The sequence below is a fragment of the Staphylococcus sp. 231237_7MaSpsaltlick genome (assembly GCF_043107035.1).
Window position 1 is genome coordinate 15,343 of sequence record NZ_JBICNX010000020.1, and the last position, 23,287, is coordinate 38,629.

The 23,287-nt window shown below is 31.7% G+C and carries 19 protein-coding genes; 5 read left to right on the plus strand and 14 right to left on the minus strand.

Annotation, left to right across the window (positions count from 1 at the left end; all coding sequences use genetic code 11):
- Nucleotides 1-15 precede the first annotated feature (15 nt).
- Nucleotides 16-1,107 carry a prephenate dehydrogenase gene (locus ACF91D_RS24130; RefSeq protein WP_107527205.1) on the plus strand — a complete coding sequence of 364 codons (1,092 nt, stop codon included), beginning with the start codon at nucleotides 16-18 and terminating at the stop codon, nucleotides 1,105-1,107.
- Between the two features lie 92 nt (nucleotides 1,108-1,199).
- Here ACF91D_RS24130 and ACF91D_RS24135 read toward each other — a convergent pair whose 3' ends face one another.
- The 3 genes from ACF91D_RS24135 to ACF91D_RS24145 form a co-directional block, all read right to left on the minus strand.
- Nucleotides 1,200-2,225: a threonine aldolase family protein gene (locus ACF91D_RS24135; protein WP_119624383.1), complete on the minus strand. Its 1,026-nt coding sequence runs from the start codon at nucleotides 2,223-2,225 to the stop codon at nucleotides 1,200-1,202.
- A complete protein-coding gene (locus tag ACF91D_RS24140; RefSeq protein WP_107527206.1) occupies nucleotides 2,222-2,674 on the minus strand; it encodes a MarR family winged helix-turn-helix transcriptional regulator in 453 nt (150 codons plus the stop codon). The genes ACF91D_RS24135 and ACF91D_RS24140 overlap by 4 nt, the downstream gene beginning before the upstream one ends.
- An 88-nt stretch (nucleotides 2,675-2,762) precedes the next feature.
- On the minus strand, nucleotides 2,763-4,025 hold the full coding sequence (locus ACF91D_RS24145; protein WP_107527215.1) for a Y-family DNA polymerase: 1,263 nt from the start codon (nucleotides 4,023-4,025) through the stop codon (nucleotides 2,763-2,765).
- A 160-nt stretch (nucleotides 4,026-4,185) separates the two neighbouring features.
- On the opposite strand from ACF91D_RS24145, the gene ACF91D_RS24150 reads away from it, so the two are divergent.
- On the plus strand, nucleotides 4,186-4,371 hold the full coding sequence (locus ACF91D_RS24150; protein WP_042738753.1) for a 2-hydroxymuconate tautomerase: 186 nt from the start codon (nucleotides 4,186-4,188) through the stop codon (nucleotides 4,369-4,371).
- Nucleotides 4,372-4,450: 79 nt separating this feature from the next.
- Here the strand turns inward: ACF91D_RS24150 and ACF91D_RS24155 are convergent, their stop codons facing one another.
- A complete protein-coding gene (locus ACF91D_RS24155) occupies nucleotides 4,451-5,431 on the minus strand; it encodes an LCP family protein (protein WP_107527207.1) in 981 nt (326 codons plus the stop codon).
- Between the two features lie 138 nt (nucleotides 5,432-5,569).
- Between ACF91D_RS24155 and msrA the strand changes: the two genes are divergently transcribed.
- Nucleotides 5,570-6,085 (plus strand): peptide-methionine (S)-S-oxide reductase MsrA, encoded by a 516-nt coding sequence (msrA, locus tag ACF91D_RS24160; RefSeq protein ID WP_107527208.1) that lies wholly within the window; start codon nucleotides 5,570-5,572, stop codon nucleotides 6,083-6,085.
- A gap of 233 nt (nucleotides 6,086-6,318) precedes the next feature.
- Here msrA and ACF91D_RS24165 read toward each other — a convergent pair whose 3' ends face one another.
- The 8 genes from ACF91D_RS24165 to ACF91D_RS24200 form a co-directional block, all read right to left on the minus strand.
- A complete protein-coding gene (locus ACF91D_RS24165) occupies nucleotides 6,319-7,233 on the minus strand; it encodes a D-ribose ABC transporter substrate-binding protein (RefSeq protein WP_107527209.1) in 915 nt (304 codons plus the stop codon).
- A 12-nt stretch (nucleotides 7,234-7,245) separates the two neighbouring features.
- The gene (locus ACF91D_RS24170; RefSeq protein ID WP_107527210.1) at nucleotides 7,246-8,187 is read right to left on the minus strand and encodes an ABC transporter permease subunit; all 942 of its coding nucleotides are present in this window, start codon (nucleotides 8,185-8,187) and stop codon (nucleotides 7,246-7,248) included.
- Complete coding sequence (locus tag ACF91D_RS24175; RefSeq protein ID WP_182475600.1) at nucleotides 8,174-9,667, minus strand: sugar ABC transporter ATP-binding protein; 1,494 nt, start codon at nucleotides 9,665-9,667, stop codon at nucleotides 8,174-8,176. Before ACF91D_RS24175 ends, ACF91D_RS24170 begins: the two co-directional genes overlap by 14 nt.
- A gap of 8 nt (nucleotides 9,668-9,675) precedes the next feature.
- The gene (rbsD, locus tag ACF91D_RS24180) at nucleotides 9,676-10,065 is read right to left on the minus strand and encodes a D-ribose pyranase (RefSeq protein ID WP_107527212.1); all 390 of its coding nucleotides are present in this window, start codon (nucleotides 10,063-10,065) and stop codon (nucleotides 9,676-9,678) included.
- 45 nt (nucleotides 10,066-10,110) lie between these two features.
- Nucleotides 10,111-11,064, minus strand: coding sequence for a LacI family DNA-binding transcriptional regulator (locus tag ACF91D_RS24185; protein ID WP_107527213.1), 954 nt, complete (start codon nucleotides 11,062-11,064; stop codon nucleotides 10,111-10,113).
- A 181-nt stretch (nucleotides 11,065-11,245) separates the two neighbouring features.
- Nucleotides 11,246-12,406, minus strand: coding sequence for a chromate efflux transporter (gene chrA, locus ACF91D_RS24190; protein ID WP_232161378.1), 1,161 nt, complete (start codon nucleotides 12,404-12,406; stop codon nucleotides 11,246-11,248).
- A gap of 680 nt (nucleotides 12,407-13,086) precedes the next feature.
- Nucleotides 13,087-15,612, minus strand: a complete 2,526-nt coding sequence (gene mprF, locus ACF91D_RS24195) for a bifunctional lysylphosphatidylglycerol flippase/synthetase MprF (protein ID WP_119624381.1) — start codon at nucleotides 15,610-15,612, stop codon at nucleotides 13,087-13,089.
- A gap of 403 nt (nucleotides 15,613-16,015) precedes the next feature.
- Nucleotides 16,016-17,245: an AI-2E family transporter gene (locus ACF91D_RS24200; protein WP_107527993.1), complete on the minus strand. Its 1,230-nt coding sequence runs from the start codon at nucleotides 17,243-17,245 to the stop codon at nucleotides 16,016-16,018.
- 873 nt (nucleotides 17,246-18,118) lie between these two features.
- On the opposite strand from ACF91D_RS24200, the gene ACF91D_RS24205 reads away from it, so the two are divergent.
- Together ACF91D_RS24205 and ACF91D_RS24210 are read left to right on the plus strand one after the other, a co-directional pair.
- Nucleotides 18,119-18,589, plus strand: coding sequence for a MarR family winged helix-turn-helix transcriptional regulator (locus ACF91D_RS24205; protein WP_107591404.1), 471 nt, complete (start codon nucleotides 18,119-18,121; stop codon nucleotides 18,587-18,589).
- Nucleotides 18,579-19,964, plus strand: a complete 1,386-nt coding sequence (locus ACF91D_RS24210) for an alpha/beta hydrolase (RefSeq protein WP_107589419.1) — start codon at nucleotides 18,579-18,581, stop codon at nucleotides 19,962-19,964. The genes ACF91D_RS24205 and ACF91D_RS24210 overlap by 11 nt, the downstream gene beginning before the upstream one ends.
- Before the next feature lie 459 nt (nucleotides 19,965-20,423).
- Here ACF91D_RS24210 and glcT read toward each other — a convergent pair whose 3' ends face one another.
- Together glcT and alsT are read right to left on the minus strand one after the other, a co-directional pair.
- Nucleotides 20,424-21,266, minus strand: a complete 843-nt coding sequence (gene glcT, locus ACF91D_RS24215) for a glucose PTS transporter transcription antiterminator GlcT (RefSeq protein ID WP_107589420.1) — start codon at nucleotides 21,264-21,266, stop codon at nucleotides 20,424-20,426.
- Between the two features lie 399 nt (nucleotides 21,267-21,665).
- The gene (gene alsT, locus ACF91D_RS24220; protein ID WP_042738765.1) at nucleotides 21,666-23,108 is read right to left on the minus strand and encodes a glutamine transporter AlsT; all 1,443 of its coding nucleotides are present in this window, start codon (nucleotides 23,106-23,108) and stop codon (nucleotides 21,666-21,668) included.
- Between the last annotated feature and the right edge of the window lie 179 nt (nucleotides 23,109-23,287).

Consider the following 23,287-nt stretch of genomic DNA (forward strand, 5'->3'; position numbering starts at 1 on the left):
GAGGTGATTCGCTTTATGAAACAAATTCTTTTCGTCGGATTAGGTTTAATTGGCGGAAGTTTAGCTAGCAATCTTCGATATTATCATGATGATATTGAAATTACGGCATTTGATGCTGATGCATCACAACTAGAAAAGGCACATTCTATCGGCATTATCGATTATAAATCTACAGATTATCAGGCTTGTGTCGAAAATGCAGATATTATTATTTATGCCACACCAGTTCAACAAACAATTAAATATCTTCAAGAATTACCTAACTATCATATCAAAAAGCATGTCATCGTTTCTGATACGGGTAGTACAAAATCTACAATACAGCAGTACGAAAGTTATTTATTAAAGCACGATATTCATTTAGTTGGTGGCCACCCTATGGCTGGAAGTCATAAATCGGGCGTTCTTAACGCAAAAAAACATTTATTCGAAAATGCATTCTATATCTTAGTTCATAATGAATCAGCAAATGATAATGCATTTGAAATTATACAAGAGTTATTGAAAACAACGGATGCTAAATTTATTTCAACAACTGCTGAAGAACATGACTTTGTTACTGGTATCGTGAGTCATGTACCACATATCATTGCATCTAGTTTAGTACATCTTAATGCTGAACATGTTAAAGATTCACCTTTAGTTAAAACATTGGCAGCTGGTGGTTTTAGAGATATTACTCGAATCGCTAGTAGTAACCCTGTCATGTGGCGTGACATCACATTAGAGAACAAAGATACAATTTTAAAGTTATTGCGAGAATGGAAACATCAAATGGCTGATGTGATTGATTTAATAGAACATAATAACCCTGAAGACTTACATGATTTCTTTAATGACGCTAAAGTATATCGTGATGAATTACCCCTTAAATCACAAGGTGCACTGTCTGTCGAGTATGATCTATATGTAGATATTCCGGATAAACCAGGTATGATTAGCAAAGTAACTCACATTCTAAGTTTACATAATATTTCTATAAGTAACCTTAGAATATTAGAAGTCCGTGAAGATATTTATGGAGCCTTGCGTATTAGTTTTAAAAATCCTGAAGATCGCAAGCACGGTGCTGAAGTACTAAGTGATTTTGATACTTATTTCGACTAGATTTTCATTGCGATATTTTGTGTAATTTACATCAAAAACCCAACACTCCCATTTTTAGGGAATGTTGGGTTTTGTTTTGTTCACTAATGGTTTTAAATCAATGTATCTATCTTCGCAATATTTTCTTCGGTTGTTGCCCAGCTCGTCACAAAGCGTATGATTGTATGTGTTGCATCATATTGTTCCCATATCGAAAATTTTATTTTTGTTTGTAATTCTTTTAATTTATCGTTATGTACAATAAAAAATTGTTGGTTTGTTGATGAGTCTATATACAGTTGATAACCTTTGTTTACAAATGATGTTCTTAATTTTTGAGCCATTTTTATAGCATGTTGACTAATTTCAAAATACAAATTATCCGTGAACAATTCTAAAAATTGCACACCTAATAATCTACCCTTTGCTAATAGAGCGCCATGTTGCTTAACACGTGTTACAAAATGCTTTGGCATATTATTTGAAGTAAAGACAACCGCTTCACCACAAAGCGCCCCTATCTTTGTACATCCAATATAAAAAACATCACTTAATTGTGCGATATCTGCTATTGTTACATCTGAGTAATCACTTGCCAACCCATAGCCTAACCGTGCCCCGTCTATAAATAGTGGTATTTGATACGCTTTACAAACCGCAGATAGTTGCTCTAATTCTTGCTTTGAATACAATGTTCCATACTCAGTTGGAAATGAGATATAAACCATTCCTGGAAATACCATATGATCATGGTTAGCATCGTTATAAAATACTTCTATATAGTCCTTTACTGATTCGGCGGATAACTTCCCGTTACTTGAAGGAAGCGTTAATACTTTTTTACCCGTAAATTCAATCGCTCCCGCTTCATGAGTACTGATATGTCCTGTATCTGCTGCAAGTACGCCTTGATATGGTTCTAACATAGTATCTATAACGATTTGATTAGTCTGTGTTCCACCTGTTAATAATTGTACTTCTGCTGTTGGTGAGCCTATCACTTCTTTAATACGTTCTTGAGCTTGCTTTGTATATGAATCAGTACCATAGCCTGACTCTTGAGCCATATTAGTTTCAATCAGTCGCGCTAACACTTTTTCATGTGCACCTTCTAGATAGTCATTTTCAAATGAAATCATTTATGAGTCTCTCCTTCTATCTCTGGACTAACCACTTGACCTAATATGTTTTCAATAGTTTCCATTGCTTCTTCTAATGCTTTAACTTCACCTGGTGAAATATCAGCGATTAACTTTTCCACCTTGTTATTTGATGCAGTTTCTACATATTCATTAAGCTTTTGCCCTTCTGCTGTTAGATAAATATGCAATTTTCTACTATCTTCTGAATCCTTTTCACGATATATATAGTCAGCAGTTAATAGTTTATCAAGAATCCTGCTTAAATAACTTTTATCTATATCTAAATAGGTTGTTAATGTATTAGCTGTTATACCACTATTCCTACTAATTTCTCCTAATATTCTCATCTCTATCATAGAATAGTTTAAATTAAATACTTTCTTATCAAATATACCTAAGATTCTTGTATAGTAGCGATTAAACTTTCTTATTGTCTGTACACTCAAATTCAACACCTCATTAGTTTACTTTGTCAACTAATTGTAGCGTAGATTAATAAGTTGAGTTTGTCAACTATATAAAGGTATGTGCTTGCTACATCTTATGTCCAGCCATTAATCCTAATCTTCCATTCTTTGTCCCTGCTGCAGTATACGATACAGCTCGAGACACTATGCCCCTACCATACTTTCTTTGTAATTCGTCAATTGCTTTAGCTAAACGTTCCTTGCGCTTTCTTTCATATTCATCGATAAATAAATTCAGTTGTCTCTCCCTCTCGTTAACAAACTGTGTTAATGAGACGCTCAATGTACGATATAATGCTGAACGATCACATAATTTATCTGCAAAATGCTCAATAACTTGAAATATTTGATCATCAAGATTGGTCGGGTTATCCAAAGTATATTGTTTACTAATACCTCCTTCATCACTGTAACCAAATGAAAAATAGATAGTCTTTGCTAATTTATTCCTTGCTCTAACACGGCTTGCTACATCCTCTATAAGTTCACGCATTACAACCTTTGTTTCTTCATATCGATAATCTCTCATCAATATTTGACTTTTACAAATGGAGGGATTCATCACTTCATACTTATCTCTCACTCTACTTTGATCTATACCATTCGCATGTAAATGTAAATCTACACCGATAATACCTAAATCCCTCTTTAAGTATGGATATGGGTAGTTAGCTAAATCACCAATAGAGAAAATCCCTCTCTTATTTAATTTGGCTTCTGTACGCTTACTAATCCCCCAAAATTTACTCAATGGTTTAATTGGCCATAACTTTTGAGGAACATCCTGATAACGCCACTCTGCTAACATTTTCGGACTATGTTTCGCTTCAATATCCATGGCTACCTTACTCAACAACATATTAGATCCGATACCAATACTACAATCAATCCCTGTCTCTTCCTTTATCTCATACTGTAATCTTTCACAAAATGAATGTAAGGTCGTGCTAAACCTATGATAGCTATCTGTAACATCCATGAAAAATTCATCCACGCTATATTGGTGCAAATCTTCAGGTGCAACATAACGTAAAGCAATCTTAGAGATTGCTATCGACACTTCTAAATATTTGCGCATACTTGGGTTAATAATATATATGTCATTTCTATGTGGTATTTCAAACAACCTAGATCCAGTCTTGATTCCCAATTCCTTTAAAGGTCCTGTGGCTGCTAATACGACAGAACCTTGACGTTTAGTATCAGCTACGACTGCAAGTTTAACTTCTTTTGGATCTAGTCCCTTTTGTATGCAAGACACACTTGCAAAAAAGCTCTTTTGATCTATACATAGCACATCTCTTTCTTCCACTAGATTATAATCATACATATCCATAATGAATGCCCCCTTCATAAAAATATTATATACGAACAAATGTTCTGTTTCAACAATTAACGAACAAATGTTCTGTTCGAATAAAATTTCTAACTTTTGGGAATTTTCATGCTATAATGAATGCATCAATAATAGTTAAGTAGGAGGAATTGCAATGCCAATCGTCAATGTAAAATTATTAGAAGGTCGTTCAGATGAGCAACTCAAAGCACTTGTTTCTGAAGTAACTCAGGCAGTTGAAAAAACAACAGGTGCAAATAAAGAAGCAATCCAAGTAGTGATTGAAGAAATGAATCCTGCACATTACGGTGTTGCAGGCGTAAGAAAATCAGATCAATAAAGTATCTATGACTAAACATAACAATGGTAATACAATAAAGAAGCGCTCACTCCTAAAGTGAACGCTTCTTTATTATTATTTATTCATTTAAAAACTTTTTAACTTCTTCTTTGTTCTTAGCTTTATCAATTTGTAAAGCACTACCATCTGTCGGTGTCTGTAAATCTTGATAAGTACCTTTAATTGGTAATGTAACAGAATCTATATTCTTATCACCACGAATACCAAAGTTTAACGCAGTTTGTATCAATGCTGAATCTGGCATATTGGTATTCAAATATCCTCTTAATATACCAGCCACTTTTGGTAATTTAGGTAATGTATCTAGACTCACTAATTCCTTCTTCAGTGATTGCATAACTTGTTGTTGTCTTCTCACACGTCCAAAGTCACCTTCAGCGTCATGTCTAAATCGCGCATATCCTAATAACTCTTTACCATTTAGTCGATGGTTACCTTTTTTTAGGGATACGCCGATATTTGCTGACATATCCTTTTCAACATCAATTGGGACACCATCAGGTTCAAGTTCATCAATCATTTTCTCAAATCCAGTAAAGTCTAAGATTGCGTAATATTCAGGATCAATATCTAAATTCTTCTTCAATGTCTGTCTCAATAATTCAGGACCACCAATTGAATAAGCTGAATTTATTTTGTGTTGTCCACTACCTGGAATATCTGCATATATATCACGCATAACGGACATCATTTTCATTTTCTTATGAATATAATCATACTGCGCAATCATAATAGAGTCTGTTCGTGAAATACCACCCTGCTCTTTATCTGCACCCAGTACCATAATTGTAATCTTGCCATCATTTTTAGAAGCACCATTAAATTTATGTGCTTTGAGTGTCTTACCATGGTCTTTAGCATAGTCTATTCCTGAATGATAACCATGTACACAATAGCCAATAATAATAGCTAGGATTACGACGAAAATCAAAATAATAAACGGAAACTTTCTAATTCTCTTCTTTTTTACTCTTCGCATAGAACTGTCGGTCGTTCTTTTTTCTGTAGATTCATTGTTGCTTTGTTTGTCTTCACTCATTAGTATCAACCTTATATCTTCAAAATTGCACATTTATGTACTATAATTAATATATACTAACTTATATAAAAAGTGTATAAAAATCAAGAAAAAACTTAATAAATGGTACTAAAGTCCAATATAGAAAGGATGTTAATCATGAATATAAACAAAGCATACTTCGCCGGAGGTTGCTTTTGGTGCATGGTCAAACCATTTGATACATTTGAAGGCATTGAAAAGGTAACCTCTGGTTATATGGGAGGTCATGTCGACAATCCAACATATGAACAAGTGAAGACTGGCGAAACTGGGCATCTAGAAACTGTTGAAATCGAATATGATGTCGCATTATTTTCGTATAATAAACTATTAGAAATATTCTTTTCTGTAATTGATCCAACAGATGCTGGTGGCCAATTCCAAGATAGAGGCGCACAATATCAGACAGCTATTTTCTATACAAATAATGATCAAAAGGAATTAGCTGAAGCTTATGTAGAAAAGTTAAAGCATACAATCGATAAAGACAAAGCGATTGCCACACAAATCTTACCCGCTTCAGAATTCTATAAAGCTGAGGAAGAACATCAAGATTTTTATAAAAAGAATCCTGAACGCTATGCTAAAGAACAAGCTGATCGCAATCAATATAAAAATAGTAGTGATGTTTAGTCTGTTGTTGATATGGCATCAACACTCACAATTTGAATAAACTGTACTACAATCCATTCAAGTAATACCCAAAAACATGTGAAATACATAAGACACCTCGATAATTTGGTATATATTCTTATTAAATTATACGACTGTGGCTTATCCCATTATCAAATAAGCGCACCGATTAAAATTTAATATTTCAATCGATGCGCTTTATTATTATAATCTAAAAAGATATTTTCTATGATTTACTTTTGTTGTTTCATTTTCAATGGTATTTTATGCTTTTTAGCAACCTTTTTACCATCATAAAGTTTCATAACTGTTTTAATACTTTCTTCTCCCATTAAACTAGGTTGTTGTGCTACTGTTGCAAATAATTTTTTATTGTCTACTGATTTTAACGCATCTTCATTTCCATCAAAACCAATAACTTTAATATCTTTATTGCCTATAGCCTCCACTGCTCCTAAAGCCATTTCATCATTTTGAGCAAAGACGGCTTTAATATCAGGATGCGCTTGGATAATATTTTGTGTGACATTCAATCCTTCCGTTCTGTTAAATTTCGCACTTTGCTTTGAAACGACATCCAATGATTTATCAGCGATATTATGGAATCCTTTACCACGTTCTCTCGTCGCACTCGCACCAGGAATACCTTCTAATTCTGCCACCTTGGCATCTTTGCCTATTTCATCAACAATAAGCTGTGCACCCATCTCTCCACCTTTAACATTATCAGAAGCAATAAATGACGCTACTTTCCCTTTAGAAACTTCTCTATCTAAAGTAATTACTGGAATATTTTGGTCATTCGCAATTTGTATGCTACCTGAAATAGCGTCTGAATCAGTAGGATTTACTATTAAGTAGTCTACGTTTTGCTGAATTAAATCATCGATATCATTAGCTTGTTTTGCTGCATCATCTTGCGCATCCGCAAACTTGACCTTTACGCCTTGTCGTTTCGCCTCATCTTCTATACCATGTTTAATTTTTACAAAGAAAGGATTATTCAAAGTAGAAATACTAACACCAATTACAATATCTGATTTCTTCTTATCCGATTTACTATTACTATTATTTTCTAAAGGGGATTCAAGCGAACAACCTGTTAAAAATAATAGTACAGCAATTAAACAAATAAAGATTTTCTTCATACTCTAACCCCCCTATTTATTCTTTCTATCAATCAACACTGCTATAATAATCACTACACCTTTAACAACTTGTTGGTAGAAAGATGATACACCAAGCAAATTCAAACCGTTATTTAACACACCGATAATCAATACACCAATAAGCGTACCGACAATTCGACCCTTACCACCTGTTAGTGAAGTACCACCTAATACAACAGCTGCAATGGCATCTAATTCATATGACATACCTGCAGTTGGTTGAGCCGAATTAAGTCTCGATGTTAAAATCGCTCCAGCAAGTGCTGACATTAGTCCTGCTAAACCGTAAATACACACTTTCAGTTTATTAACTTTTATACCTGAAATAAATGCAGCCTTCTCATTACCACCCATAGCATAAGTCTGTCTACCAAATATCGTCTTATGTAGTATCACATAGAGAATAATAAAGGTAATGAACATCGTAATGGCAGGAACTGGAACACCAATAAAATAGCCTCGTCCAAACAATTGGAATGCATAACTGCCGTTTAAATTCGTTATTGGATTACCATCTGTAATAACAAGCGTTACGCCTCGAAATACAGTCATTGTAGCCAAAGTTGCAATAAATGGTGCCATTTTCCCTAAAGTAATTAAGAATCCATTAATCGCACCTAAGACTGCTCCAAAAATGCATCCGATAATAATAGCAATAATACCATCAACACCAGAAACCATGAGAATAGCTACTAATGCACTAGATAAAGCCAAAGTGGAACCAACTGATAAATCTATTCCACCTGTTAAAATAACAAAGGTCATACCAAATGCAATTAACCCATTAATTGATACCTGTCTCAATAAGTTAAATAAATTGGATGGTTCCAAAAATGCACTGTTTAAAATACTAATAATAATAACAAGTAAGATTAATCCGATAAATGGAATTACTTTTTCTAAATAAGATAATGATATTTTAGATTGTTGCATCTAAATTCCCTCCAGTAGCTAACGTCATAATATGCTCTTCAGATAATTCATCTTTATTTAATATGCCTGCAATATGTCCCTCATGAACCACTGCTACTCGATCACTCATACCAATTACTTCAGGAAGCTCCGACGAAATCATAATAATCGACATACCGCGTTCAGTCAGTTCATTCATTAATTGATATATTTCTCTCTTAGCACCGACATCTATACCTCTTGTCGGCTCATCTAAAATTAACACTCTAGGTGCGGTTGCAATCCATTTAGCCAATACAACTTTCTGCTGATTTCCACCAGACAAATCTATGCAACTATTTTCTTTACGTCCTTTAATATTTAAGCGTTGAATCATTTGATCAGTATATTGATCCATTGATGATTGTACTAACAAATTCGTCTTTGAAAAGCTTTTTAACGCAGGTAATGTCATATTCTCTACAATTGTATCTTGTAATACTAGACCTTCTTCTTTTCTATTTTCTGTAATAAAAGCTAATCCTTGCTTAATTGCTTGATTCGGATTGTTAATATGAAGCGGTTGTCCTGCTAATTCAACATGCATTTGACCTACATCCAAACCAAACAATACACGCATAATTTCGGAACGACCTGCTCCCATCAATCCACTAAATCCCAGAATTTCTCCTTTATTCAACTCAAAGTTCACATTTTCAATACCATGCGCTTTGCTATTCAAATTTTGCACAGTTAAAATCGTTTCACTTGCAGTAAAATTTCTATGCGGATATTGATGATCCAAATCTCTACCAATCATTGCTTTGATGATTTGTTGCTGTGTTGTCTGTTCTGTTTGTGTCGTCAATATTGAACGGCCATCTCGCATGACAGTGATACGGTCTGACAACTCAAAAATTTCTTCCATTCTGTGCGAGATATACACAAATGATACGCCTTCACTTTTTAACTTATTGATTTGTTCAAATAACACTGTTATTTCACTATTTGTTAAAGCTGCCGTAGGTTCATCCATGATAATTATTTTGGCATCTTGCATTAACGCTTTACTTATTTCCAGCATTTGCTGCATACCTACAGATAAATTACTCGCTAATTCATTCAATTCAATTTTGAGGTTCAACTTCTCAAATAAAGCTAAGGCTTCTTTACGCATCGTTTTATTATCAATTAGACCGAAACGTTTCACCTTTTCCTTTCCTAAAAACAAATTCTCCAAAACTGTTAAATTAGGCCAAATATTTAATTCTTGTTGTATAAATGCAATCCCATTTTCTTCAGCATCTTTAGTATTTTTGTACTGTACTTCGTGATCATTGTCATAAATTGTACCTTTATCTGCTTTATAAACCCCAGTTAAAATTTTCATTAAAGTACTTTTTCCAGCACCATTTTCACCCATAAGCGCATGGACTTCCGCTTCACGAATTTCTAAGTCAACGCCCATTAACACATCGTTTTGACCAAAAGATTTATAAATCTGATTCATACCAATCATCATTTCACCTCCTAGAATATAACGCCACTTGTTAAGATTACATTGGCATATGGTGTCGCTTCACCAGTTCTAATAATTGCTTTTACATCATGACTCAACATTTTTAATTCTTCATGGCTTACACTTTCAATGGTTAAATTAGTAGCCTTTAAATCTTCAAATAATTGATTATTATCATTTTCAATTTCAGTTGCTACCGTCATCCGTTCAATCTTCATATGCTCACTCACTATATTAAATACATCTAAAAAGGAGGGGTGTCCTAATGTGAGTGCGAGATCAATTTTGTGTACATGTTGTGGTACCGGTAAGCCACAATCCGCAATAATAATTTTGTCCGTGTGTCCCAAATCACTCAATACCTTTGAAATTTCACTATTTAACACACCTGTTTTATACATTTATAAACCCCTTTCTCCTATATGTAACCCGTTACATAAAATTCATTAATTTCTAGTGCTTTGTCTTTTTTTAATTATTAATTTAATTTGTTCACAATCCGCTTCATCAATATTTAATAATTTTGAAACTGCTGTGGTACCTAAACGATATGCTGACTGATCAACCGTAGTAATTTGTGGATACGTCATTTTAGAAAAAGGAATATTATCATATCCTACAATTTGAATCGCTTCTGGAACTTTATAATTTAATTGTTGAATCATTCCTAGCACTTGAATTGCTATCATATCGTTACTGCAAATAATAGTATCAATATATTGTGTCGTGAGTATGGTTTCGAATAACTTAGCATCTTGCAACGTTGAAACCGGACAATCTGTAACCTTAATATTCACTTGTTCCAATACATGCTTTGCACCTTTATATCGTAATTTGAATGTTTCAATAGTAAGGTCCTCATGCAATAACAATACATGCTGCGCATCACCATTGATTACAATTTGTGCCTGCAGTTCACCGCCTCTATAGTGGTTCGTTGATATGCCATTTTGTTCCTTGTTTAATCTGTCTACAAAAACAACAGGTAGACTTTGCGTTGCTATCAATTCAGTAATTGAATGGTGATCGAATGCAGTAGAAATGATTCCAATACAATTATGAGAATTAAAGGTGTTAATATATCCTTTTGCTTTTTCTAATGAATTGTCACTATTACCAATTAAGACTTGAAATCCATGCTTTAAAGCAATATCTTCAACACCACGAGCAATTAACATAAAAAATGGATTACTAATATCAGGTAACAGTAAACCAATTATTTTTGATTTCTTTTTAAATAACGTTCTTGCAGCTTCATTAGGTTTATAATTTAATTCCTTAATCGCTTGCTCAATTTGAAGCTTAGTATCTGCTTTAACATAACCATTATTATTAATCACTCTAGAAACAGTTGCTACAGACACACCGGCTAATTGTGCAACTTCTTTAATTGTCGCCATAGTGTAGTCACTCCCACCAATATATGTAACCGTTTTCATAATAGCATATTTTTTCAAAATTGAATAGATGATGTATTATTTTCTGCATAAAATTTATAAAATCTATATCCAGTCAAAATTTTCTACTTTTTATAGCAAAAAAGACCATTACGCAAATGACGTAATGGTTCATCTTAAATATTTAATAAAATACAATACCAAACAATAAACCAAGTAAGACGATTGACCAAGATGGCCATTTAAAATACATTAACAAAACAAACATAATGCTCACCAAAGCAAAATCGATTTCTGATTGAATCGTTGTTTTCCAAATGGGATTGTAAAAAGCAGAAATTAAAATTCCGACTACCCCTGCACTAATTCCTTTTAAGAACCCATTTGCATAGATATTATTAATAAGATTGTCCCAAAACGGTAAGACACCAAATAATAATAAGAAAGCAGGTAAAAATATAGCAATTGTGGCTAAAACACCTCCACCTATACCAGCAACTTCAGTACCGATAAATGACGCAAACGTAAACAGTGGTCCCGGTACTGCCTGAGTAGCACCATACCCAGTTAAAAATTGCTCTAAAGTTATAAGGTTTTGAGGGACAAATTCACTTTTCAATAATGGTAAAACGATATGACCACCGCCAAATACAAATGCCCCCGCTCTATAAAAACTATCAAACATAGAAAGCCAGACGTTATTGGTTAACGTTCTAATATACGGTAATAGGAATAGTAAAAGAAAGAACAGAAATAGTGAAAGGTAACCCGTACGTTTAGGTAAATAAAATAATTTGTTATGTGTTTGTTGATTATTTGATTTATTTCTCAAAAATATCAACCCATACATACCTACACACATCAAAGAAAAAACTTGTATAAAAATATTCTCAATCAGCAGTGTCAAAGTTAAAGTAAATAATGCTAATGTAATAGTCGTTTTAGTAGTAGTAAGTTTTTTGCCCATACCAATAATTGCTTGTGCTACAATTGCAATAGCTACCAATTTTAACCCCTGAATCCATGTAAAATGTGTATTTTCATTAGCAAAAAATAACGAAAAAGCCATTAAAATAATTACTGAAGGTGTAGTAAATCCTAAAAACGAAATAATCCCACCTATAATTCCACCTTTTATAGTTCCTATACCAATTCCCACTTGGCTGCTTGCTGGTCCTGGCAAAAATTGACATAAAGCCACAAGGTTTGAATATTCTTGCTCATTAAGCCATCGTTTCTTTTTAACATATGTGTCATAAAAATAACCCAAATGAGCAGTTGGCCCCCCAAATGAAACAAAACCTAGTTTCAAAGCAATCCAAAAAATATGAAAATATTTTTTCAATTTATTCTCCTCTATTCTCTTTATTATTTCAAAGGATGAATTTATCATATTAAATCAAGCAATTGAATTTCTTTATAATGTAGTAGTAAAATCGCAACTTTTAACACCTAAGCCTACTTACTTAATTTTCAATCTATAAATCCAATACAACCATTTGAATTATTAATTTTTAATTATTGCAGGTAGTAACGAACGATAAGCACTACACAATCTCTATTTACGTGTCAGAAGATAGTTTAAATTGAGTTTATAAACTTTATACACACTAGTCAAACCAATTTTTAAAACTTTACACTCTTTTTACAAAAATGTAAATTAACAATTTAAAATCAAATTGCATTAAAGAGAGTAGAATGTAAATTTTTATTTCGAAGAATAGTTAAACTACTATTGAAAGCGCTTACCTACGATGTTATATTATATACATACCTTCGGCAAAGGGGTAATGATCGTCATATAGAGTTAGAATTAAATGACTTTTCTAGTATTCAAGTTAGTTTATTAGTAGTTAATACTTCTCCAATTATTGGCTACACAAACCATTAAGCACTACACTTAAACTCCTAAAAGCTTAAAGTCATGGAATTTAAGCTAAAAAAAAAGGCCAAATCTTTTAATTAAGATTTGGCCTTTTTGATGTTTTCCTTTATTTACTTTTAGTTACTTTTCTAGCATTCGTATTACTTTTTCTTTCTAATTACACGCATTACCTTTAACATACTAAGCCAAAGCGAATGGTGTTTACGATATACTAAAAATCTAGGTTCCCAATCTGGTTTAAATTTCTCTTTATATCTTCTTAATCCTTGGAATCTATATAGTCCATTGAAATGTTCAAATACTCTTCCAGCAATACGTTCTCCATAGAATGAAAATTGTACTTGTCCGACATTTGATAAAGTAGCCATTCCCATATTGAATTTGCTATAGCCTTGTTCTTTTGCCCATAAAAGCATTTTTAAATATAAACCATCCATCAATGGTACATCAATATCTAGCTTCCAACGAATCAAATCTACAGATATCGTTTCATGCTCACATACCGGCATAATTGATGAAAATGCTATAACTTTATTATCATTATTTTTAATAATGGCTATTGGTGCCTGGTTTAAATAAAAATTATCGAATTGTCCTACAGAAAAATGCATTTCATTTCTATCACCTAACCACTCATCACTCACTGCTTTAAGTTCAGCTAATAAACTATTAGAAAATGGCGGATATAGTACTTCAAAGATTAACCCACTATCATCTAACTTATTAAGTGTTGCACGCAAACCTCGCTTCTTTTTTCCTGAAGTAGAGAAATGATTCAAATCAATAACTGCTTCTTCACCTAATTTGAAAAACTGATTTCCAAAATTATGGTATAGCGACATATATTTATCCGTTACTTGGTAGAAGATGACATCATAGCCGAAAAATTTTGCTTCCTTATAAAATGATTCCAATAATGTATTAAATGAAGTCGAGTTACCAATTGGATCACCCAGTACAATATAGGCATTATTTTTGTAACGATACATTACAAATGCATCTTGTTGTTCATTTATAAAGAACTTCTTATCACCACTATACATTAAATGACTGAGGAAATGACCGCCATACTTAGCGATGATATCTTCACAAATTTCAAGTGACTCATCCGTCCTTAAAACGCGATAACGATGTTCAAACCACCAGACAATTAATCCAACAATAATTGCAACTAAAATAATAGTTATCCAGAAGTAATAGCGTAATATAGATGTATCAATTTCCACATGATAAATATCTAAACTTGCAAATGCACTTGTTATGATAATGTGATTTAGAAATAGAATGATCGCACCTATCAACACACTTAGCATCAACTTAGAAAATCTAAACGGTCGTTTGATTACTGTAGCTCGTCTATAAAATAGTACAAGCAGTATGATGATAATAGTCAACCAACCTAATAATATAAACGAAGCATAAGTATATGCTGTCACACCGAAAATTAATATTGCAGAGATAATAGAAAACAGTATTGCACGTTTTGATCCACAGTAAACACCAAACGTATTTAGTAACAACAATAGGCATGCACAAGTATGAACTGCCACAATTGTATAATATACATTATGGTTTGGCGCATATAATCCATCGTATATAATTGTCAGGTTATTTAAGAAGAACATTAAACTCGTAAACATTAATAGCACTGCAATTGAAAATGATGGTATTCTTGCCAATACGTCCTTTTGATATGAAGCTAGCAATGAAGACATATCCTTTACAGGAATACTGAGCCTTGAATCTTCCCAATAACGCTTTGCAGTATCTTTAAATTCAAAGGTTGAAAGAATCAACGCAATCAATAATGGGAATAAATAATATGCAAAACGATATAGCAGAACTGCTAATACGATTTTTTCTTCAGGAATGCCTAACCCCTTCATGCCTAATAACACAACTAAATCAAATGAACCAAATCCACCAGGAATAAAACTAATGAGACCTGATAACGCAGCAATGATAAAGATGCCCATAAAGGTAGGAAATGCAATATGGATACCAACAATATATGCAGCAAAGTATAGTACTAATGCGGCAACAAACCATTCAACTGCCGATACGATAGTACAATATACCCCTAGATACTTTTCACTTTGCTGAACAGGTTTAAGAATTGTAACAACAATAAATATCGGTAAGAATAATGCAACGATATATAACAACCATCTTATCCATGGAAATGGACTAAAAATGTGCGAGACATCAAAAATATGTAATACAACCAAAATAGACAATAAACTTAGACCCGTTAACATGGATACTAAAACAATTGAAATAGTATGGACTAAAGCCTTTTTATCCTTAGTCGTATCTTTATAAAATAAAAATCTTACGCTAGCACCAATAAAGCCGCCAAAACCAATTACTGAATTAAGCGCATTTACAATATAACCAATACGAATTGTTCGTAAAATGGAAATACGCAAATTTAATGTTTTTGCTAAAATCACATCATATAAAGACATTACAACAATTGAAGCACCACCACTTAAAAACAATCCAACTAACCATAAACTATTAATTTTGCCAAATGCTTTTACAGTTTCCTTAAAATTAATATGGGCAAGTTCACGATACAATGTAAAAATCACAAAACTTAATAAAGCAACTGCAAATACAACCTTTAATACAGAGAGCAGTTTACTTCTTACTTCCTTTGACATTTTTTCACTTCATTTCTACGAGTTTCATATATTCATAAAAAATATACCACAATATAATTGTCAAAGAAATATAATTAAGCAATCATGAGCTAACAATAATGTCATATTTAATATTGATAAAATTGCTTTAATGCTTAAAAATATTTTTGTTTGTTTTATTGTTGTTATTTTGATTCATCGTTATCGTCATACTTATTATGTTTATATCATTTGTATTATCATATTCAACTTTAGTACTACCAATCAATTACGTTGATTTCAACATTTTAATTGAAATATTTTCCATTAAAAAAACCCGCAAATGAACTTTTAACATTCATTTGCGAGCTGATTTCATTTTTTGACGAATATCTCAACATCGCCTATTCAAGCGAACTATTTATCTAGTTATACAACTATCTTATTAACGATTGACTTCTTCGTCTTTAATTTCATAATCTCCAGCATCATCACCATAATATTTATTATATCTACGCTTATAAAGATAGAATAAATGAGTAACTAATACCTTTAAGATTGCATAAGCTGGAATTCCAAGAATGACACCAACGACACCGAGTAAATTACCCGCACTTAATAAGATAAAGATAATTGTAAGTGGGTGAATTTTCAATGTTTTACCCATGATATTTGGTGAAATAAAGTGCCCTTCTATAAATTGTACTGCAGTCCATACCACAATTAACTTTAATAACATAATTGGCGAAGTGATTAAAGCAATTATAATTGCTGGTGAAATTGCAATCGTTGGACCAATATATGGTACGACACTTGTGACCGCGGCGATACAAGCAAGAATTAAACTATAATCCAATCCAATAATGCTATAACCAATAAATAATAAAATACCAATGCAGAATGACACGATAATTTGTCCTTGAATATAAGAACCAACTTGTTCACTCATTTTATCCAATAGATCATGAAAATCTTTTCTAAATTTTGGTGCCATTAAATTCGTTGAAAATTCTTTGAATTTGTGGCCATCCTTCAACATAAAGAATAATACAAATGGCGTTGTAGCAATAACGACACCGACATTTACTAATGCTTCTGCTACATTTTTCACTTTAGTACCAAAACCATTAAAGTAATCTGAAATCATTGATGGAATCTTCTTAGACAATGCATCAAGTTGGTCTTGAATTTGACTATAAGAATTAGATATCAACGAATATTTAGTAATCCGATCAATTAAACCATTTACTTTATCAACATAATGAGGAAAATTATGACCAAAACTTTTAATTTGAGTGCCAATTACAGGAATAAGTAAATTAATCGCCAATGATATAACACCGACAATTAGTAAAAATAGAATAATAACTCCCCATGCACGTCCAATATTATAACGTTCCATTAAATTAACTAAAGGATTAAGTAAATAGTACAAAATAATAGAAACGATAATTGGTGCAGCTATTGTATTAAATACAATAATAAATGGTTTAAAAATATAAGATACTTGGTCAAAAATAAAAATCGCAAATCCGACCAATATGAGTACAATGAGGCCAAAAATTAAATCTTTACCACCAAAAAATTTCATAAATCGTGTCTCTGGAAAACTTAATCTGAGCCTGTCTTTCTTTTGCTTAGTTGTTTCTTGCTTAGTGTTTGTTTCTTGATTCATTTACTTCACCATACCTTAATTTAATTCTTAAAGCAGTCTTAATAGCAATGTTTATGTAGAATGAGCAACTTCAGATAATAATATAAAACATTACATTTTTGCTTTAGCTCATATTATACTTTATAAACTGTAAAATAATTTAATTAAGACCTTTTCATACGAAGTAATAACATACATTTATCAGTCAATCTCATAAATACTTGGTTATTAAATTCATAATAACATATAAGCATTGCTCTAAACATATATTTCACTACATTATGTTTATTAAGTATTAATTTTAAAATTTATACACTAACCATATATTCAGATGTAACGATAAATTGTTGTATTTAAAATTGCCATTTTTTCATTTATCTTAATTGGTGTGCCATTATCATAAAGCGTTTTGAGTAAACTCAAATCTTACTTATTCAATTCTTCAAATCCCCTATCACACTGTATCATGAACTACCATTCAATCAGCTGAAGAATCTCTAAAATTATATTAAGTTCAAATTCTGAAAACGTTGTGAATAAATGAAATACTAATTGTCCTGTAGCACATAATTTATCTATAATTATATTTTCTTATAATCCTATGAAATATCACAAATCGTTCGTTAAGTTGATTAACTCATGTGATTAACTCCTCCTTGTCTCGTACCAAACTACTCGATTTCCAAACAACAATGGTCTCTTTTGATTCTCAAATTTTATTGTTTATTAATACCAAGATTTTCACTTTTTGAACTACTGATGGACAATTTCGACTGGTAAAGTTATAAGCACTATTTGGTTTGTCTATTATTGACACTTTTAAATATATAGATTAAACTAATTTCACAGTCTAATAGTTAGAGAATGAAACTATATTATAAAAGGAGTTCTCAAATGGATATAAAAACTTTAGAACAATACATTGATAAGTATAGTCAAATTTCACAATCAATGATGAATAGCATGTACGTTATTCAAAAAGATGCCTTTGCCAATAGTCCTATTACATCAGATCAATTCAATTTAATGAACGCAATAAATTCAAGAGAAGATTGTACTTCTAGTTTATTGGCAAAAGAGTTTAATGTTAAAAAAAGTTCTATCACAGCTATTGTCAGTAGATTAGTAGATAAAGGATATATTGAGCGAATATATAATAAAAAAGATCGTAGAGTTGTTTTTATTAAATTAACAAAATATGGTCATGAACTGTTAAATACTAAGAGAAATGAATTAATAAATACATTAATGCCCATTGGACACGGCTTCGATGGTAAAGATTGGGATAAAGTTATCGAAAGTTTAACAACAATAGCAAAACAACTTAAAATTATCGAAAAGGAAATATTAGAAAATGAGAAATAAATTCAAAATATACAGTAGTATCATGGGTTTGCTTTTTATTTTGTTAAATTGGTCACAGGCATTTTTTATCAATTATCTTATACCACTAGGTGTCATATCAATTATTGCACTAATAATTAATATGGTAATCATAAAACAGCTTACTAATAGAAAAATATTTGCTGTAATTATGTTATTGTCAACATTTTTCATTTTAATTGAAATTACTTGGATGTTATTTAATAAAATAGCCCTATTTTTAGCCGCTCAAGTCACACTATCTATTACAGGATTTATCTTATTAAGTATTGGTTTAGGAATTAGAAGGAAATTCAAGCATGCTATATTGACTATATTAGTTACAGGGCTAAAACTGATTACACTATTAGTTTTAACATTCATTACAATACTATTAATCATCTGTATAATTTCACCTAAACCAGTTACTTTATTTTTACAAAATTCTACAGGTGCTAAAAACAGCTATAATGCTCCTCCATCTAAAACTATGATAATCGATAAAAAATACCAATTAACTACAAATATTAAATATGGTGATAAATATCCAAGAAGTTATTTAAATATCATTACACCAACTGGACATTTTGATAAAAATCGACCAACGTATTTTTATGTTCATGGGGGAGGCTTTATCCAAGGCGACTCTATGGGTGGTGATCCTAACGCAAGCACATCTCAAAATACAACTTTAAAACAATATGAAAAAATGATAGACCATGGGTTTAATGTAGTAACAATAAACTATGCATTGGCACCTCAATATGTACATCCGACCCCAGTTAATCAATTATCAGAAGCTGTAAATTTCATGAAAAAAAATGATGAGAAGTATAAAATAAACATGGATTCAGTAGTTTTTGCAGGTGGGAGCTCAGGTGGATTTATAGCTGCCGATTTTACAACAATTCAAACAAATCCACAGTATTCCAAAGAATCAGGTATTAAGCCTGTCATTAAATCTAAAAACATAAAAGCTTTAGTTTTAGAGTCCCCAGCACTTGATGCATCACGTGGTCACAAGACAAAAAAAGAAAATTTAATAACAGATTATATCTTTGGTCAAAGTATGGCTGCTTATTTCGATATGCCTGTTGTAAGTGGAAATGAAGATAAAATCAATAAAATAAATTTGATAAAAAAAGTTACTAGTGAATCTCCACCTACTTATATTAGTGACGGGAACACAGGTACATTCGCAGATCAAGCTAGAGATTATTATCATATATTAAAAGAACACAATGTTAAATCAGAATTGTATATACCGGATATAAAGAAAAGTGAACAAGGTCATGGATTCATGTTCCATAATATGGGTTCAAAAGCTTCTCATATTTATTTGGAAAAGAAATTTGAGTTCTTAAAAAGTTTAAATTAATATTTCTAAAGTTATACGAATTACTATATTTTACTCATTATTTTAGATTTAAGAAAAGAAGCCGTCATTTTATATGTAAAACCAACAAAATTAATAATATTTAAAATCCTAATTAATGATTATTTATAAAACCAATTTATACTCATAATTCTTTATATGTCACAATAGTACTTTTTTTAGTATTATCTCTATTTTTATTGCCTACTTTTGAAAATGTAGTGAAATTTATATAATTAGTGATTAAGAAATAGTTTTCAACTGAATATTAGAATTATAAAGAAATGAAAAGCAACGTACACCTTTATCACAGTACGTTGCTTTTTCTCATTTATTGATTAAATTCATTTTCATATATCAAGTAAAATGACTCCCTTAAAAGATTTCACTTTTTAAGTGCCTACTTTAAAGGAAGCATATAAAATAATGCAACAATTGTTATTAAAAAATAGCAACCGTCATTTATTTTTTATTTGCCATAAAATGATATACATGTAACGTAAGATAAGTAATTTCCGCTTCATATATTTCAACCTTTAACTCTTGCTGTAACATCTTCATAATTTTGAGCGCAATATTATAACACAATGGATATTGCTCCTTTAATAACGCTTCAAACGCACCATTATGTTGTAAATTCTCACCACTACTCAACCTCTTTATTAAAAATTGAATATGCCGAATAAACCGTTGATATTGAACCGAATTTTTATCAATATCACTTTTCAAATCATGCTCTAATATAAAAATACTTTTATTAATAAGTCGATTAATTGATTTAATTTCTTCAAGAGAAACCGTTTCAGTATTTGAAGCTATGTGTAATGCGATAAATCCTATTTCATCTTCTGGAAAATTCACATCCAACACATGATTTAATTTATAAATCACCTTTTCCGCAATCGAATAAGCTGTTTGGTATAATTGCTTTGTTTCAGCTACAAAAGGATTATTTATAACTTGACCTTGTTTTAAGCGTTTATAAGCAAAAATAATATGATCCGTAACAGAGACCACGAGTTGTTGATTATCAATTGTCAATTCCGAACTCGTTATAATATTAACGGCATCAATAACTGCTTGTATAAGTTGATCATCTGCATATTCAATAATAGATTTGTAGTATTCTTGTTGCGATTTCTGATCTAGTACATAAACCTTTTCAATAGATTGATGATTATGAATAGTCATGCCAGCTTTTTTATTAAACCCTATCCCTTTAGCAATCAACACGTACTCATGCATATCTTTTGTGCAAATGATAACATTATTATTTAAAACTTTAGTAACTAAGTAATCATTCATATTGTTCATCCTTATTTATATGTCAGTAAAATTATATATTGAAACTAAAAAAATTGGAAGTAATAGATCGCCTTCATTCATAAAAAAGCACGTATAAAATATATTTATCACTGCCTAATGTGCAATAACAACAACGATGATTAAATTGTTGGTTCCTTCATCTTAAATAGAATACAGTAACAATTATAATCATAAAGCATACATAGTATATTTTGAATAATAGACCAAGCTATTTTATGCAACTCATACCTCCATTAGATATTACACAAAGCTAACTCAATAAATTAACAACAACTCAACTAAATTTTATAAAAAAAAGACAATTGCTATATTGATCACTAGCAATTGTCTTTCTATGTTAGGCTGAAACAGTACTAACATAAATATTTAACTGTTATTCTATTTTTTCATGCCCCAACTTTCAATACCAAATAAATTGATTTCCAACTCTTCTGGTCTAAACACTGGCTTTCTACCAGCTTTACGTTGTTTCTGATAATCATTCATTACAGCAAATGCAATATTGGATAATCCTATAATTGCAACTAAGTTAACAATGGCCATTAAGCCCATGAATAAATCAGCTGTACTCCATACAACATCCGTTTTTGCTACTGCTCCAATAAATACTAAAACAACGACAAGACATCTAAAAATAAATAAGATAACTTTATTTTTTGATAAAAACTCAATATTTGATTGACCATAGTAATAATTTCCTACAACAGATGAGAATGCAAATAAAGCAATTGCCACTGTTAAGAATATACCACCAATGCTACCAATGTGTTCATTGAGTGCTGACTGTGTTACGGCTACACCCTGTGGTGCATCTTCACCGAACTTCAATCCAGAATATAATAAGATCATAATTGCTGTTGACGTACAAACAAGCATTGTATCAAAGAATACACCTAATGATTGAATTAAACCTTGTTTCACTGGGTGAGGTGCCGCCGCTGTTGCTGCTGCGTTAGGGGCAGAACCCATACCTGCTTCGTTTGAGAACAAACCACGTTTTACACCTTGTAAAATTGTAGCACCAATTGTACCACCTGTTACTTGTTCTAGACCAAATGCACTTTTAATAATCGTTGTAATCATTGGAATGATTTGATCGAAATTTAATATTAAGATTACAATAACTGTAAAGATGTAAAGTATTGCCATAATTGGAACGATAACAGATGACATCGTAGCAATACTTCTTACACCACCAAAGATAATAACAGCCGTTAAAATTGCTAATATAATACCTGTAATGACTGGACTCACATTGTACTGTGTTTTTAATGATTCTGCTATTGTATTAGATTGAACTGTATTAAATACGAAAGCAAATGTAACTGTAATCAATACCGCAAATACAATACCCAACCATTTTTGATTTAGTCCTTTTGTTATGTAATAAGCTGGTCCACCACGGAAACCACCATCTTCGTCAGGCACTTTATATACCTGTGCTAATGTTGCTTCAATAAAGGCACTTGCTGCACCAATGAAGGCGATAATCCACATCCAAAAAACTGCGCCAGGTCCACCTAAAACAATCGCTGTAGCCACACCTGCTATATTACCGGTACCAACACGAGAAGCTGCACTAATTGCAAATGCTTGGAATGGTGCGATACCTTTCTTGCCATTATCTAAAGTTTCAGGTTTCTCACCAATGGCACGAAACATTTCAGGAATCCATCTCAATTGAACAAACTTAGACCCAATTGTAAAGAAAATACCGGCAGTTATCAGTAACCCAATTAGGTACTGAGACCAAATCAAATCATTACCGACTTGGACGAAATCTTTAAACCAATCCGGAATTAAACCATCAAAATCTCTCACTTTTATCCCTCAAATCTACTATTTAAAATTCATAATAAAATCAAGAGATTTATAGTATTATCACAAGCCGTATTATCTCTTTTAAAAGCGATAATATACTTGCAAAGTTAATAGACAATAAATAGAATCGAATCATTCCATTTGATATCTATAACTAACCATAAATCTCTTGGGTTCAA

Excerpts from the sequence above, each read along its gene's own strand:
- ACF91D_RS24130 (WP_107527205.1), top strand. The coding sequence starts at position 16 with ATGAAACAAATTCTTTTCGTCGGATTAGGTTTAATTGGCGGAAGTTTA.
- ACF91D_RS24135 (WP_119624383.1), bottom strand. The coding sequence starts at position 2,225 with ATGATTTCATTTGAAAATGACTATCTAGAAGGTGCACATGAAAAAGTG.
- ACF91D_RS24145 (WP_107527215.1), bottom strand. The coding sequence starts at position 4,025 with ATGTATGATTATAATCTAGTGGAAGAAAGAGATGTGCTATGTATAGAT.
- ACF91D_RS24150 (WP_042738753.1), top strand. The coding sequence starts at position 4,186 with ATGCCAATCGTCAATGTAAAATTATTAGAAGGTCGTTCAGATGAGCAA.
- ACF91D_RS24155 (WP_107527207.1), bottom strand. The coding sequence starts at position 5,431 with ATGAGTGAAGACAAACAAAGCAACAATGAATCTACAGAAAAAAGAACG.
- msrA (WP_107527208.1), top strand. The coding sequence starts at position 5,570 with ATGAATATAAACAAAGCATACTTCGCCGGAGGTTGCTTTTGGTGCATG.
- ACF91D_RS24165 (WP_107527209.1), bottom strand. The coding sequence starts at position 7,233 with ATGAAGAAAATCTTTATTTGTTTAATTGCTGTACTATTATTTTTAACA.
- ACF91D_RS24170 (WP_107527210.1), bottom strand. The coding sequence starts at position 8,187 with ATGCAACAATCTAAAATATCATTATCTTATTTAGAAAAAGTAATTCCA.
- ACF91D_RS24175 (WP_182475600.1), bottom strand. The coding sequence starts at position 9,667 with ATGATGATTGGTATGAATCAGATTTATAAATCTTTTGGTCAAAACGAT.
- rbsD (WP_107527212.1), bottom strand. The coding sequence starts at position 10,065 with ATGTATAAAACAGGTGTGTTAAATAGTGAAATTTCAAAGGTATTGAGT.
- ACF91D_RS24185 (WP_107527213.1), bottom strand. The coding sequence starts at position 11,064 with ATGGCGACAATTAAAGAAGTTGCACAATTAGCCGGTGTGTCTGTAGCA.
- mprF (WP_119624381.1), bottom strand. The coding sequence starts at position 15,612 with ATGTCAAAGGAAGTAAGAAGTAAACTGCTCTCTGTATTAAAGGTTGTA.
- ACF91D_RS24200 (WP_107527993.1), bottom strand. The coding sequence starts at position 17,245 with ATGAATCAAGAAACAAACACTAAGCAAGAAACAACTAAGCAAAAGAAA.
- ACF91D_RS24205 (WP_107591404.1), top strand. The coding sequence starts at position 18,119 with ATGGATATAAAAACTTTAGAACAATACATTGATAAGTATAGTCAAATT.
- ACF91D_RS24210 (WP_107589419.1), top strand. The coding sequence starts at position 18,579 with ATGAGAAATAAATTCAAAATATACAGTAGTATCATGGGTTTGCTTTTT.
- glcT (WP_107589420.1), bottom strand. The coding sequence starts at position 21,266 with ATGAATGATTACTTAGTTACTAAAGTTTTAAATAATAATGTTATCATT.